General features: G+C 71.3%; 12 protein-coding genes. 7 read left to right on the forward strand and 5 right to left on the reverse strand.

Annotation, left to right across the window (positions count from 1 at the left end):
* Position 1: 1 nt before the first annotated feature.
* Positions 2-1,327, reverse strand: a complete 1,326-nt coding sequence (locus SACGLDRAFT_RS05230; protein WP_040918588.1) for a DEAD/DEAH box helicase — start codon at positions 1,325-1,327, stop codon at positions 2-4.
* 281 nt (positions 1,328-1,608) lie between these two features.
* Between SACGLDRAFT_RS05230 and SACGLDRAFT_RS05235 the strand changes: the two genes are divergently transcribed.
* Complete coding sequence (locus SACGLDRAFT_RS05235; protein ID WP_005462398.1) at positions 1,609-2,724, forward strand: NAD(P)/FAD-dependent oxidoreductase; 1,116 nt, start codon at positions 1,609-1,611, stop codon at positions 2,722-2,724.
* Here the strand turns inward: SACGLDRAFT_RS05235 and yaaA are convergent.
* A complete protein-coding gene (gene yaaA, locus SACGLDRAFT_RS05240) occupies positions 2,711-3,454 on the reverse strand; it encodes a peroxide stress protein YaaA (protein WP_005462400.1) in 744 nt (247 codons plus the stop codon). The two genes, SACGLDRAFT_RS05235 and yaaA, sit on opposite strands and share 14 nt — an antisense overlap.
* Positions 3,455-3,648: 194 nt before the next feature.
* Between yaaA and SACGLDRAFT_RS05245 the strand changes: the two genes are divergently transcribed.
* Complete coding sequence (locus SACGLDRAFT_RS05245) at positions 3,649-5,397, forward strand: proline--tRNA ligase (RefSeq protein ID WP_005462403.1); 1,749 nt, start codon at positions 3,649-3,651, stop codon at positions 5,395-5,397.
* Positions 5,398-5,408: 11 nt separating this feature from the next.
* Positions 5,409-6,392 (forward strand): hypothetical protein, encoded by a 984-nt coding sequence (locus tag SACGLDRAFT_RS05250; protein WP_005462405.1) that lies wholly within the window; start codon positions 5,409-5,411, stop codon positions 6,390-6,392.
* A 22-nt stretch (positions 6,393-6,414) separates the two neighbouring features.
* On the opposite strand, the gene SACGLDRAFT_RS05255 is transcribed toward SACGLDRAFT_RS05250, so the two are convergent.
* On the reverse strand, positions 6,415-6,825 hold the full coding sequence (locus tag SACGLDRAFT_RS05255) for a secondary thiamine-phosphate synthase enzyme YjbQ (RefSeq protein ID WP_005462407.1): 411 nt from the start codon (positions 6,823-6,825) through the stop codon (positions 6,415-6,417).
* A 119-nt stretch (positions 6,826-6,944) separates the two neighbouring features.
* On the opposite strand from SACGLDRAFT_RS05255, the gene SACGLDRAFT_RS05260 reads away from it, so the two are divergent.
* The 3 genes from SACGLDRAFT_RS05260 to SACGLDRAFT_RS05270 are packed head-to-tail and all read left to right on the forward strand — an operon-like array spanning position 6,945 to position 9,747.
* Positions 6,945-8,051 carry a Re/Si-specific NAD(P)(+) transhydrogenase subunit alpha gene (locus tag SACGLDRAFT_RS05260; protein ID WP_005462409.1) on the forward strand — a complete coding sequence of 369 codons (1,107 nt, stop codon included), beginning with the start codon at positions 6,945-6,947 and terminating at the stop codon, positions 8,049-8,051.
* Positions 8,051-8,371, forward strand: coding sequence for an NAD(P) transhydrogenase subunit alpha (locus SACGLDRAFT_RS05265; protein ID WP_005462411.1), 321 nt, complete (start codon positions 8,051-8,053; stop codon positions 8,369-8,371). Before SACGLDRAFT_RS05260 ends, SACGLDRAFT_RS05265 begins: the two co-directional genes overlap by 1 nt.
* A complete protein-coding gene (locus SACGLDRAFT_RS05270; protein ID WP_005462413.1) occupies positions 8,368-9,747 on the forward strand; it encodes an NAD(P)(+) transhydrogenase (Re/Si-specific) subunit beta in 1,380 nt (459 codons plus the stop codon). Before SACGLDRAFT_RS05265 ends, SACGLDRAFT_RS05270 begins: the two co-directional genes overlap by 4 nt.
* 2 nt (positions 9,748-9,749) lie before the next feature.
* Here SACGLDRAFT_RS05270 and SACGLDRAFT_RS22905 read toward each other — a convergent pair whose 3' ends face one another.
* Entirely contained in the window at positions 9,750-10,202 is a 453-nt protein-coding gene (locus SACGLDRAFT_RS22905) for an Lsr2 dimerization domain-containing protein (RefSeq protein ID WP_040918591.1), read from the reverse strand.
* 121 nt (positions 10,203-10,323) lie between these two features.
* Between SACGLDRAFT_RS22905 and SACGLDRAFT_RS05280 the strand changes: the two genes are divergently transcribed.
* Complete coding sequence (locus tag SACGLDRAFT_RS05280) at positions 10,324-11,736, forward strand: dihydrolipoyl dehydrogenase family protein (protein WP_040918593.1); 1,413 nt, start codon at positions 10,324-10,326, stop codon at positions 11,734-11,736.
* A gap of 13 nt (positions 11,737-11,749) precedes the next feature.
* Here the strand turns inward: SACGLDRAFT_RS05280 and SACGLDRAFT_RS05285 are convergent, their stop codons facing one another.
* Positions 11,750-13,030 (reverse strand): hypothetical protein, encoded by a 1,281-nt coding sequence (locus SACGLDRAFT_RS05285; protein WP_005462419.1) that lies wholly within the window; start codon positions 13,028-13,030, stop codon positions 11,750-11,752.
* Positions 13,031-13,334: the final 304 nt, after the last annotated feature.

Raw genomic sequence — 13,334 nt, forward strand, 5'->3', positions numbered from 1 at the left:
GTCACGCCGCGGCGTTCCGGCGGCCGGCGGAACCACGCCGAGGTTCGCGCCCCCGGCCGTGCCGTGGTCGCGGTCCGCGTACGCCCGGACGTGACGGCCGGTAGGAGCGCACGCGCTCGACCACGGGGACGCCGCTCGGGGTGCGGGCACCGGTGATCCGGGCCAGCTCCGCGTCGCCGGGACGCACGATGGCGTGTCGCGGACGTACTCCGGCCCGGTCGGTCATCCGGCGAACGGTACGGCGTTGTTCGCGCGTCACCAGGGTCACGACGACGCCCGAGGCGCCCGCCCGCGCGGTACGGCCCGCGCGATGCAGGTAGTCCTTGTGATCGGCCGCCGGGTCGACGTGGAGCACGAGGCTCACGTCGTCGACATGGATGCCACGGGCGGCGACGTCGGTGGCCACCAGGACGGGGACCCGACCGCTGCGGAAGTCGTCGAGCACCCGGTTGCGTTGGCCCTGGGTCTTACCGCCGTGCAAGGCGCCCGCGTGGACCCCGTTGGCGCGCAGCCGAGTGGTGAGCCGGTCGACGTGGTGCTTGGTGCGCACGAACAGGATCGTGCGTCCCTCCCTCGCGGCGATCTCCGTGACGACGGCCTGCTTGTCGCGGTGGTCGACCTGCAGCAGGTAGTGGTCCATGGTGTCCACGCTCGCGGTGGCGGGGGCGACCGAGTGGGTGACTGGATCGGTGAGATAGGCGCGGACGAGGTTCTCCACGGCGTCGTCGAGGGTCGCCGAGAACAGCAGGCGCTGCCCGTCGCGGGGCGTCAGATCGAGGATCTCGCGCACCTGCGGCAGGAAGCCCATGTCGGCCATCTGGTCGGCCTCGTCGAGCGCGACCATCTCGACCTCGTCGAGTACGCAGGTGCCCTGCCGCACGTGGTCGGACAGGCGTCCCGGGGTGGCGATGAGCAGGTCGACGCCGCGAGCGAGTGCGTCAACCTGGCGCTGCATCGACATGCCGCCCACCGCGGTGCGGCACCACAGGTTCGTGGCCTTGGCCAGCGGAATGAGCACGTCGGCCACCTGCATGGCGAGTTCGCGGGTGGGGACGAGCACGAGCGCCCTCGGGCGCCGGGCGGCGGCCTTGCCGCCGGACAACCGGGCCAGCAGGGCGAGGCCGAAGGCCAGCGTCTTGCCCGAGCCGGTCTGGGCGCGGCCGAGTACGTCGCGCCCGGCGAGCGCGTCGGGCAGGGTGGCCGCCTGGATGGGGAAGGGAGTCCGCATTCCCGCCTTTCCCAGCGCGCGGTTCAGCGGTTGCGGAAGGTTCAGCTCGGCGAACGTGGTCACGCCGGACACGGAAGGGGACGCGGCGGGGGCTGTCATGAGGGTTTCGGTCACTAGTGCCTCTCGGACGTGGCACGTCACAAGGAGGCGCCCGAGTGCCCGAGTGCAGGGCGGACCGCGACGGAGGTCGGTGGGCGTGACCAAGGACGAACCCGGCGCGGGGCGCGCCGTTGACGGATGAATCGCACCGCGACACGGCAGTGGTGTCCGGGCGGTGCGTACCCGAAGTCTACCCGAGACCGCGGGGGCCGCCCCGGCCGCCGAACTGGAGGCCGAAAAAGACCTTGCTCCTCCGGCGGGCCGTTGCGAGGCTTGCGACCATGCGAGTGGTCGTGATCGGTTCGGGTATCGGGGGAGCGTCGTGCGCCTACCACCTCGCCCGTCGTGGGGCGGAGGTCGTCGTCGTGGACGCGAACGAAAACGGGGCGGCGACCTCGGCGGGAGCGGGCATCATCAGCCCCTGGACCTCGCGGCGCGCCGAGGAGGACGTACTCGCGCTGGAAGTGAGGGCGGGCGCCTACTACCCGACCCTCATCGGTGAACTCGCCGAGGAAGGCGAGGACAACACGTCGTTCGCGATCGTCGGTGGACTGGTGGTCTCGGAGGACGACACCGTGCTGGCCGAGACGGCGGAACGACTCACGCGACGGGCGCGGCGATGGCCGGAACTCGGCGAGGTGAGCGTGCTCGACCCGAAGGAGGCCCGTGAACTGTTCCCACCCCTGGCCGAGGGCTTCGGTGCCGTCCACGTCACCGGAGCCGGACGCGTGGACGGCCGGGCGCTGCGTGCGGCGTTGCTGAGGGCGGCCGGGCGGCACGGGGCGCGCTCCGTGACCGGACGGGCGGAACTCGTCACCACGGACGGAAGGGTCCGTGGCGTCGTGGTCGCCGGTGAGCGGGTGGACGCCGACGCGGTGGTCGTGGCGGCCGGGGCCTGGAGCCCGGCCGTGCTAGCTCCGCTCGGGGTGCGCCCGGCGGTGGAGCCGCAGCGTGGGCAGATCAGTCACTTCGGACTGTCCGGTACCGACACGTCGGCGTGGCCGGTGGTGCTGCCGCCGTCGAGCCACTACCTGCTGGCCTTTCCCGACTCCCGCGTGGTGGCGGGCGCGACCCGCGAGACGGGATCGGGGTTCGACTACCGCGTCACGGCCGAGGGGCAACGCGAGGTCCTCGACCACGCGCTCCGCGTCGCGCCGGGGCTGGGGACGGCGACGGTGATCGAGACCCGTGTCGGGTTCCGGCCCGCCACGGAGGACGGGTTGCCGGTCGTCGGGGCCCTCGACGATCACCCGGAAGTGGTGTTGTCCACCGGATTCGGGCCCGCGGGGCTGACGGTGGGGCCGTACGCGGGACGACTCGTGGCGCAGATCGTCCTGGGCGAGCGGCCGGAGACCGAGCTCGACGCCGTGAGCCCACGGCGGTTCACGGCCCGGTGACGATCTCCAGCGCGGTTTCGGAGACTTGCTCGCACCTGATGCCCGCGGCTTCGGCCACCGCCACGACGTCCTCGGGGCCGGCGGGTTCGGTCGCGGTGGTGGCCAGCGCGGCGGCGAGCCTGCCCTTGTGGGCCTTGTTGTGGTGGCTCACCGTCTTGCGGCGTCCCCGAGCGTCCTCGGTGACGACCCGCACGGTCACCGCGCCGGGAATGCGGGCGAGAGCGGCGTAGGCGCCCGAACGCAGGTCCACGACGAGGTCGTCGACGTCGGCCAGCACCGGTTCGAGTACCGGCCGCCACACCGAGCGCAGTGATCCGAGACCGGGCAGCGTGGAGCCGCCCGACAGCCGGTAGGCGGGAATCGGGTCGCCCGCGCGCACCACGCCGAACAGCGCCGAGGCCACCGCGAGTCGCCGATGTGCCCGCTTCCGTTCCGCGTCGGTGAACTCGGCGGCTGCGAGAGCGTCGTAGAGCACGCCCGTGTAACGCAGCAGGGCCGGGGTGGTCGGCGACGACCACAGTCGCGCGTTGCGCTCCACCTCGCCGCGTTGCCGTTCGGACAGTCCCAGTGCCGCCAGGCTGGCGGGCACGTCGGCGGCCAGTTCCACGAGCGCGTCGGCCAGTTTGCGGCGCACCGGGTTCAGTTCGGGAAACGACAGCGCGTCCAGGTCGAGGCAGCGGCCGTCGCCGCCGTCGGCCTTGGTCTCGGAGGGAGGCAACAACACGAGCACGGCGGGCAGCTTAGTGGCGGGCGACCACCGCCGAGAGCGAGCCGGGCCGGTCCCCCCCGGCGGCCGTGTCGTGGCACGCCGGTGGGCGGCGGGAGCGACAAATCCCGGTTGCAGTCGCGCGAACGGTGCCGACTAGTCTTTCCAGACAGCCCTTCTCGCGGGTCATTCCGTGCCGAAACGCCAAGGAGAACACCGTGATCACCAGGATGTCGTCGCTGTTCCTGCGCACCCTGCGTGAGGACCCGGCCGACGCCGAGGTGCCCAGCCACAAGCTGTTGGTCAGGGCCGGATACGTCCGACGGGTCGCGCCGGGCGGGTACTCCTGGCTGCCGTTGGGGCTGAAGGTCCTGCGCAACATCGAGGCGATCGTGCGCGAGGAGATGGACGCCATCGGCGCGCAGGAGATCCAGTTCCCCGCTCTGCTGCCGAAGGAGCCGTACGAGAAGACGGGCCGCTGGACGGAGTACGGCCCGAGCCTGTTCCGCCTCGTCGACCGCAAGGGCGCCGACTACTTGCTGGGTCCCACCCACGAGGAGCTGTTCACGCTCACGGTGAAGGGGGAGTACTCCTCCTACCGGGACTTCCCGGTCATCCTCTACCAGATCCAGACCAAGTACCGTGACGAGGCGCGTCCGCGAGCGGGCATCCTGCGTGGCCGCGAGTTCGTCATGAAGGACTCCTACTCGTTCGACCTCGACGACGAGGGACTGGCCCGGTCGTACCAGCTCCACCGCGACGCCTACCTGAAGATCTTCGACCGCGTGGGGCTGGACTACGTGGTCGTCGCGGCCACGTCCGGGGCGATGGGCGGTTCGGCGTCGGAGGAGTTCCTCGCCGTCGCCGACACGGGTGAGGACACCTACGTCCGCAGCACGGAGTCCGACTACGCGGCCAACGTCGAGGCCGTCGTCACGCCCGCGCCGCCGGAACAGTCCGTGGACGACAAGCCCGCCGCGCAGGTGCACTACACGCCGGGAACGCCCACTATCGAGAGCCTGGTGGACTTCCTCAACAACGCCGACCTCGGCAGGACCTTCACCGCCGCCGACACCCTGAAAAACGTCATGGTGAAGACGCGCATGCCGGGGGAGAAGGAGTGGAAGCTGCTCGGTGTCGGCGTGCCCGGTGACCGCGAGGTCGACATGAAGCGGCTGGAGGCCTCCCTCGCGCCCGCCGAGGTCGAGCTGCTGGAGGACGCCGACTTCGCCGCCAATCCCTTCCTCGTCAAGGGCTACATCGGGCCCGGAGCGTTGCAGGCCAACGGCGTGCGGTACCTGGTGGACCCGCGCGTGGTGCGCGGCACCGCGTGGGTGACGGGCGCGGACAAGCCCGACCACCACGTCGTGGACCTCGTGTGCGGCCGTGACTTCACCCCCGACGGCACCGTGGAGGCCGCCGAGGTACGGGAGGGCGACCCCTCGCCGGACGGCAAGGGCACGCTGGTGTCCGCGCGCGGCATCGAGATCGGCCATATCTTCCAGCTCGGCCGCAAGTACACCGACGCGTTCGAGCTCGACGCGCTGGGCCCCGACTCCAAGCCGATCCGCATCACGATGGGGTCGTACGGCATCGGGGTCTCCCGCCTCGTGGCGGCGATCGCCGAGCAGCACCACGACGAGCTGGGTCTGGTGTGGCCGCGGGTGGTGGCTCCGGCAGACGTGCACATGGTGATCGCGGGCAAGGACGCGAGCATCGCCGAGGGCGCGGAGCGGCTCGCCGCGGAGCTGTCCGAGCGCGGTGTCCGAGTGCTGCTCGACGACCGCAAGGCCACCCCCGGAGTCAAGTTCGCCGACGCGGAGTTGATCGGTGTGCCGACCATCGTGGTCGTCGGCCGAGGGCTGGCGAAGGGCGTCGTCGAGGTCAAGGACCGTGCCACGGGTGAGCGCACCGAGGTGGCCGTGGATTCGGCCGTGGACCACCTGTTGGAGATCGTCCGCGGGTAGGCTGCCACCGCATGGGGTGGTTCCGCAGGCGTAAGGAACAGTTCCAGGGGTACGAGGACCGCGCGGCGCTCAAGGGCTTCGGTGGGTACGAGCCGGCCGAGCCCACGCCGCCCACGTTCGGGACGTCACCGCAGCCGTTGACGCCGTCGTCGCGGCCCCTCACACCGTCGTCGCAACCACCTCTGCCGACGGCCTCGCCGGAGCCGAGTTCGTCCGAGGCGTCGGGGCCTCGGCGGGGCCGGAAGGTGGGGTCGGTGGTCGGGCTCATCCCCGTCTTCTTCTTCGGCCTTCTCTACTCCTTCTTCGGGGGTGACACGGACGACGAGGACGAGTCGTTCGTCGACTACTCACCTCCCCCTCCCCGCCCGGAGACCCGTGTCGTCGCGCCCCCGGCGGTGAAGGGGTGGCAGTCCGTGGTGCACAGCGACGGCGTCTACGCCTACGACGTGCCGCCGGACTGGGAGCCAAGGCCGGACACGATCCACGGGTGGGAGTCGGACGGCTCCCAGTACGTCCTCGTGACGAGCGCCTTCGTCGACGAGGGTTTCTGCCCCGGCGATGAGACCCTTCAGCGCGGGGGCAGCGGGATGGCAACGGCCTCCGGGAACGACGCCGCCGCGGCGGCGACCGAGCAGGTGGAGGAACTCGCGCGGTACGCCTACACCCCCGACGGCGGCGAGGAGCCGAAGGTCGAGGTGGTCGAGCGGCGATCCGTCAAGGTGTCGATCGCGGAGGGGACACGGGCGGAACTCGTCCTCGCCGAGGTGACCGTGACGGACCCCGGCGAGGAGGAGTGTCTTCCGGAGAAGGCGCTGGTCGGTGCGCTCGCCGTCGAGCCGCCGGAGAAGGAGAAGTCCGTCCCGGTGCTGATGGTCTACGAGGGCCGGGTCGGTTCGGACAGCCCCTCGGAAAGCGACTTCGTTCGAATCCTGACGAGCCTGCGGACGGTGCCCGAGGACGAGCTGGAAACCACGGTCGTGACTCCCACGCGCTGACGCGAGTGCCCCGCCGTCCCGGTCAGCCCGCCAGGTACGAGAACCGGACGCGGCGCGTGGGGTTGTCGACGTTGGTGTCGACGAGACAGATCGACTGCCAGGTGCCGAGCGCGAGCGAGCCGTCCAGTACGGGCACCGTGGCGTACGGCGGGAGGAACGCGGGCAGCACGTGGTCGCGGCCGTGTCCCGGGCTGCCGTGCCGATGCCGCCACCGGCCGTCCCTCGGCAGGAGGTCGTCGAGGGCCGCGAGCAGGTCGTCGTCGCTGCCCGCCCCGGTCTCGATCACGGCGAGTCCCGCGGTGGCGTGCGGCACCCACACGTGCAGCAGTCCGTCGCGCGCGTCGGCCTCGGCGAGGAAGTGCCGGGCGTCGGCGGTGAGGTCGTGCACCACGGCACGGGAGCCGGTCTTGATCTCGATCTCCGTGGAGTACATGCCTCGACGGTAGTCGTTGGCGGGTTCGATCCGCCGCTTCCGCTATGGCGTGGATCACGTGAGGTGAATACCGTAGCGGGAGAGCGAGCTCGTCGTACTCGCCCCCGAGGAGGTCACCAGTGACCGACACATCGACGCCGGTTCGTATCGGGGTGGTGGCCGAGACCGCTCCGGGAGAACGCCGGGTGGCGCTCGTGCCGTCCCACGTCGCCCAGCTGACCGCGCGGGGCCTGCGGGTCGTCTGCGAGCCGGGAGCGGGCGCGGCGGCGTGGCACAGCGACGAGGACTACCGGGCCGCGGGAGCCGAGCTGGGCGATCCCTGGGACGCCGACGTCGTGCTCAGGGTGACTCCGCCGAGCGTCTCCGAGGTGAACCGGCTTTCCTCGGGAACGGTCCTGATCGGGTTCCTCGCCCCGGCCACGCACGGCGAGGAGCTCACGGCCCTGCGCAAGGCGGGCGTCCACGCGTTCGCCGTGGAGGCCGTGCCCCGGATCTCGCGGGCCCAGAGCATGGACGCGTTGTCGTCGCAGGCCAGTGTCGCGGGATATCGGGCGGCGTTGCTCGCGGCGGAGCGGCTCCCGCGTTTCTTCCCCATGCTCACCACGGCGGCGGGCACGGTGCCCCCCGCCTCAGTGCTCGTTCTCGGTGCCGGGGTGGCCGGGCTCCAGGCACTCGCCACGGCCAAGCGCCTCGGCGCGAGGACCACGGGCTACGACGTGCGGCCCGAGGTGGCCGACCAGGTCCGGTCGGTGGGGGCGACCTGGCTCGACCTCGGCGTCGTGGCGGAGGGGGAAGGGGGCTACGCACGGGAACTGACCGAGGACGAACGCGCCGAACAGCAGCGCCGACTCACCGAGGCGATCTCGGACTTCGACGTCGTCATCACCACGGCGCAGGTACCGGGCCGTCGCGCGCCGACTTTGGTCACCGCCGAGGCCGTCCGCGGAATGAGGCCCGGCAGCGTGGTGGTGGATCTGGCGGGGGAGACCGGGGGCAACTGCGAGCTCTCCGTCCCCGGCGAGGAGACAGTGGTCCACGACGTGACGATTTGCTCGCCGCTCAACCTGCCCTCGGAGTGCGCCGTCCACGCCAGCGACCTCTACTCCCGCAATCTCATGGAGCTGCTCGGCCTGATGCTCGACGACGAGGGACGCCTCTCCCTCGACACCGAGGACGAGATCCTCGCGAGCGCCCGCGTCACCGCGAACGACGAGGAGGGCGACTGATGCTGGTGCAGAACCTGGCGGTGCTCGTCCTCGCGGGCTTCGTCGGCTTCCTGGTGATCTCGAAGGTGCCCGCCACCCTGCACACGCCGTTGATGTCGGGAACGAACGCCATACACGGCATCGTGCTCCTCGGCGGCCTCATCGTGCTGGGGCTCGGCACCGAGGGGGTGCTCAACAAGGTCCTGCTCGTGCTCGCCATCGCGTTCGGAACGATCAACATCGTCGGCGGTTTCCTCGTGACCGACCGGATGCTCGGGATGTTCAAACGGAAACCGGAGTCCTCCGGTGACTCCGAGCCGTCGCGGGGAGCGCGCTCATGAGCACGGTCGCCTCGGTCGGGTACCTCGTCGCGTTCTCGCTGTTCATCCTCGGACTCATGGGGCTGCGGGGCCCGAGGACGGCCGTGCGCGGCAACTGGACCGCGGCGGCGGGCATGGCCGTCGCCATCGTTTCGACGCTGCTGCCCGGCATGGGGAACTGGTGGCTGATCGTGCTCGGCCTGGTGCTGGGAACGATCGTGGGGGTCCCCGCGGCGCGCCGGGTGAAGATGACGGCGATGCCGCAGATGGTGGCGTTGTTCAACGGCGTCGGCGGCGGTGCCGTGGCGCTCATCGCGTGGGTCGAGTTCCGGGACACCGCAGGCTACGTCGGGTTGCCGCTCTACGTCGCCGTGGCGTCGCTCTTCGCCGCGCTCATCGGTTCCATGTCGTTCTGGGGTTCGCTGATCGCGTTCGGCAAGCTCCAGGCCTGGCTGCCCACCCGGCCGATCACCATCGGGTTACTGCACCGCCCTCTCACGGTGGTGGCGCTGGCCGCCGCGCTCGCCTACGCGATCACGGTCATGGCGGGCGGTGTGTCGGAGTGGCTCGTCATCGGGGTGCTTCTGTCGTCGGCGTTCTTCGGCGTGCTCATGGTGCTGCCCATCGGCGGTGCCGACATGCCGGTCGTGATCTCGTTGCTCAACGCGGCCACGGGGTTGTCGGCCGCCGCGATGGGGCTCGCGCTCGACAACACGGCCCTCATCGTGGCGGGCATGCTCGTCGGCGCGTCCGGGTCGATCCTCACCCACCTGATGGCCAAGGCGATGAACCGGTCGCTGGTCTCGATCCTCGCCGGTGGTTTCGGCGCGTCGGAGTCCTCGGGGGCCGCGCGTACCGACGACCGGCCCGTGCGGTCCACGACTGCCTCCGACGTCGCCATCCAGCTCGCCTACGCCAACCGGGTCGTCGTCGTGCCCGGCTACGGCATGGCCGTCGCCCAGGCCCAGCACGTGGTGCGCGAGATGGCCGACCTCCTGGAGCGCAAGGGCGTGGAGGTCAGCTACGCCGTCCATCCCGTGGCCGGGCGGATGCCGGGGCACATGAACGTGCTGCTGGCCGAGGCCGACGTGCCGTACGAGGCGCTCAAGGGACTCGACGAGAGCAACGCGCTGCTGCCGCAGACCGACGTGGCGTTGGTGATCGGCGCCAACGACGTCGTCAACCCGGCCGCCCGCACGGACCCCGACTCACCGATCTACGGCATGCCCGTCCTCGACGTGGTGTCGAGTCGGTCGGTCATCGTGCTCAAGCGGTCGATGAGCGCCGGGTTCGCGGGCATCGACAACGAGCTGTTCGTCGACCCGAAGACCACCATGCTGTTCGGCGACGCGAAGTCGTCGGTAGCCGAGGTGGTCAGCGAGCTCAAGAACCTGTGACCTCAGCTCGCGGGCGCGGAGAACGTCACCGCCGGCACGGGGGAGGGTGCGGTCGCCTCGGTGTTCCGCGCCGGACGCCGCCGGGTGGGCCTGGGAGTCAGCGTCGTGGTCGTGTTCCGCCGCGTGCTCGCGCCACGCCGGGACCGGCGCGCCGCCCGCGTGGGCTGCTCGGAATCGGACTCGGTGGCCTTCCCGCGCTCGGCGGACTCGGACCGCAGCCGGGCGGACGCCCGTCGGATCGGCGTCGGGCCCTTGACCAGCTTGCGCTTGCGCCTGCGTCCCCCCGTGCGCCTGCCGTGTTCGACGTAGGGCCGGAGGATGCCGCGGAGGTCGTCCGCGTGCTCGGCGGTGAGGTCGATTTCGTAGCTAACGCCGTCGAGAGCGAAGAACACGGTCTCACGGGCCGGTTCCCCCGTGATGTCGTCCAGCGTGTGGATCGCTGTGACCCTGGCCAAGCGCCTACCTCCACCTGCCACCGTCGAACTCCTGTGCGCCGGAAAGGATAGCGTCCTCCCCGAGGGGCCAGCGCGGGCTCCGGTTGCGACACGCGACGGTGTGGTGTGCGCTTACGAAGGTATGACGGAGCACACTGTGGACGGACTTCCCGAGACCGTCGACGTCGTCGTGATCGGTGGTGGTCCCGCCGGTGAGAACGTCGCCGCGAGGGTGGTGCGGGGTGGTCTGAGCGCGGCCCTGGTGGAGCACGAGCGGCTCGGCGGCGAGTGCTCGTATTGGGCGTGCATTCCGAGCAAGGCGTTGCTGCGGCCCGGCAACGCGCTGGCCGCCGCCCGGCGGGTGCCGGGGGTTGCGAGCGTGGGCCGGATCGACGAGCACGCCGTGTTCGCGCGGCGGGACAAGTTCGTGTCGGAGTGGGACGACGGCGGGCAGGTCGCGTGGGCCGAGGGCGCCGGGGTCACCGTCGTGCGGGGCCGTGGTCGACTGTCGGGGGAGCGGGAGGTCACCGTGGACGGTGGCGCCGTCCTACGGGCGAACCACGCGGTGGTGGTGTGCACCGGCAGTGTGCCGGTGATCCCGAACGTGGAGGGGCTGGCCGACGTGCCGGTGTGGACCTCGCGCGACGCCACCTCGGCGTCGTGGGTTCCCGAGTCCCTGGCGGTGGTGGGCGGTGGCGTGGTGGGCGTGGAGATGGCTCAGGCGTGGGCCCGGCTGGGCTCTCGCGTGGACCTGCTCGTGCGCGACGATCGCCTGCTGACGAGGATGCCGCGGTTCGCCGGTGAGGCGGTGGCCGAGGGACTACGGGCCGACGGGGTGCGGGTCCGCTTCGGGGTCGAGGTCCGGCGCACCTCGGCGGTCGACGGGGGAGCGCGGGTCGAGCTGGACGGCGGTGAGGCCGTCACGGTGGAGCGACTGCTCGTGGCCACGGGGCGGCGGCCCGCCACGTCGGACCTCGGGCTGGAGCGGGTGGGCCTCACGCCGGGACGCCCCCTGGAGGTGGACGACACCGGCCTGGTCTCGGGAGTGGACGGCCGGTGGCTCTACGCGGCGGGGGACGTCACGGGGCGCGCTCCCGTGACGCATCAGGGCAAGTACGAGGCGCGCGTCGTGGGTGACGTCGTTGTAGCCCGTGCCCGAGGGGAACGCGTGAGCCTTAAGCCGTGGGCCCGCTACGCCATGACGGCCGATCACCATGCCGTCACGCAGGTGGTGTTCACCGACCCCGAGGTGGCGAGCGTGGGCCCGGCGGAGCCCGCGGAACCGTCGCATCGCGCCGTGGACCTCCCCATCGACGTGGCCGGTGCCTCGCTGCACGCCGAGGGCTACGAGGGACGTGCCCGGCTGGTGGTGGACACCGACCGGGAGGTGGTGGTCGGAGCGACGTTCGTCGGCCAGGACGTCGCGGAGCTGCTGCACGCGGCCACGATCGCCGTGGTCGGCGAGGTGCCGTTGCGGCGGTTGTGGCACGCCGTACCGGCGTTTCCCACGATCAGCGAGGTGTGGCTGCGGCTGCTGGAGGAGTACGGCTTGTGAAGCCGCGGCGGGGTCACCGCAGCGGCAGATCGAGCGCGGCCCTGGCGACGCGGAACGCCACGTTCTCGGACTCGCCGTCCGCGTCGGCCAGCACGGTCCGGACCGTGGTCCCGTTCCGTCGGGTCGTGTAGGCGGCGCCCTCGAATGAGGGGGTGGTGTCGTCCCACCGGTTCGTCTCGGTCGCCACGTCGGTGAGGACGCCCGTGCCGGGGGCGTCGACGAGTCGCTCGAACTCGTCGGCCAGCTCGGCGTTCGGGAAGGTGACCGCGCCGACGGACACCGAGACCACCCGGCCTTCCACCACGGTCCGGAAGCTGGCGCGGACCACCTCGGTGCAGCCGTGATCGAGCAGGAACGACTGCACGTCGCCCACGGCGTGGTGCGGCTCGCACGTCGTCGCGACGTCCCGAGCCACCGGACTGAAGCTCAGGCCTCCGGCTTCCACGGTGGCCGTTCGCGCGGCCGGGGACTCGGCGGAGACGGAGGTGGGAGCCTCCCGCAAGTTCCCGACGACGATCGCGGTGAGAGCCGCGACGACGAGCAGCGCGGCGGCCGCCACGGCGGTGCGACGACGGAACACCCGGCGCCGGTCGGACGCGGGTGCGACGGGAGCGGGAGGAGCGGACGGGGTGTGCTGCGTCGACGGCACCTCCGCCGTGCCCGGCGGGGCGAATCCCTCGGCCGTCAACGCGGCGTCGTCGAAGGTCGTCGCGGAGGGAGCGAGGTCGCGCAGGACGGCCCGCGCCTGCTCCGTCGAAAGCGGTCGCGGAGGAGGCGGGAGGGCCGCCGTGGCCTCCAGGAACGACGACGCCGTCGGATAGATCACCCTCACCGGTCCCGCCAGGTCCTCGGGTGGTTGCTCGACGTTCTTCACGAACGGGCCCACCGCGATGACGACACCGACTCCGACGGTGGGGTCCGTGGCGTGGATGCGGTCGGCGAACCGGCCCGCGAGCGCGAGGGCCTTCGTGGCCGGATTGACGTGGTCCCGATCGGTCTCCTCGGCGGGGCCGTCGGTTCCGTGACGGACGAGGGGCCAGCCGTCGGCCTTCCACTCGCCGTTCAACGGAGCGGTGAGTGTCACGGCGGGATCGGGCAGGTCGACGCCGACGACGATGAGGACGCCGCGGGGGAGCACCAGCGCGGCGTCGACCCGAAGGTCGGAATCGGGTGGCGCCACGCCCAGGACCGCCACACCACCGATGATGTCCCCGCCCCGGCCCAACGAGGCGAGTGCCGCCCGGATGTCGTCGGCTACGCGGGTGGGCCTTGCGGGAAACCGGACGACTCGCACGTGGTCTCTCCCTCACCGCCTGGCTTGCTCTGTGTTTATAACCGAGTCCACTCGCGATCGCCGGGCGGTATGCGCACAACGTAACCGCCGCAGTGATTGCTGTCACCGGAAAGGCGGCTACCCATCGGTATTACACCTGAGTATTGCTTCGTTGCGGATACTCGATGCGGTCTGCGCTGCGTAGAAGCAGGTATCCCCGAATTGAGTGTTTCGGTAATGGGAACATCACAGAGGTGTGATTTCTGGGGTTCATGTGGCCAAATGGGTGAGGCGTGTGCAGAATAGCGGGGGAGTTGCCACGAGC

This window comes from Saccharomonospora glauca K62, assembly GCF_000243395.2.
GTDB classification, from domain to species: Bacteria; Actinomycetota; Actinomycetes; order Mycobacteriales; family Pseudonocardiaceae; genus Saccharomonospora; species Saccharomonospora glauca.

Excerpts from the sequence above, each read along its gene's own strand:
- SACGLDRAFT_RS05230 (WP_040918588.1), bottom strand. The coding sequence starts at position 1,327 with ATGACAGCCCCCGCCGCGTCCCCTTCCGTGTCCGGCGTGACCACGTTC.
- SACGLDRAFT_RS05235 (WP_005462398.1), top strand. The coding sequence starts at position 1,609 with ATGCGAGTGGTCGTGATCGGTTCGGGTATCGGGGGAGCGTCGTGCGCC.
- SACGLDRAFT_RS05250 (WP_005462405.1), top strand. The coding sequence starts at position 5,409 with ATGGGGTGGTTCCGCAGGCGTAAGGAACAGTTCCAGGGGTACGAGGAC.
- SACGLDRAFT_RS05255 (WP_005462407.1), bottom strand. The coding sequence starts at position 6,825 with ATGTACTCCACGGAGATCGAGATCAAGACCGGCTCCCGTGCCGTGGTG.
- SACGLDRAFT_RS05265 (WP_005462411.1), top strand. The coding sequence starts at position 8,051 with ATGCTGGTGCAGAACCTGGCGGTGCTCGTCCTCGCGGGCTTCGTCGGC.
- SACGLDRAFT_RS05270 (WP_005462413.1), top strand. The coding sequence starts at position 8,368 with ATGAGCACGGTCGCCTCGGTCGGGTACCTCGTCGCGTTCTCGCTGTTC.
- SACGLDRAFT_RS05280 (WP_040918593.1), top strand. The coding sequence starts at position 10,324 with ATGACGGAGCACACTGTGGACGGACTTCCCGAGACCGTCGACGTCGTC.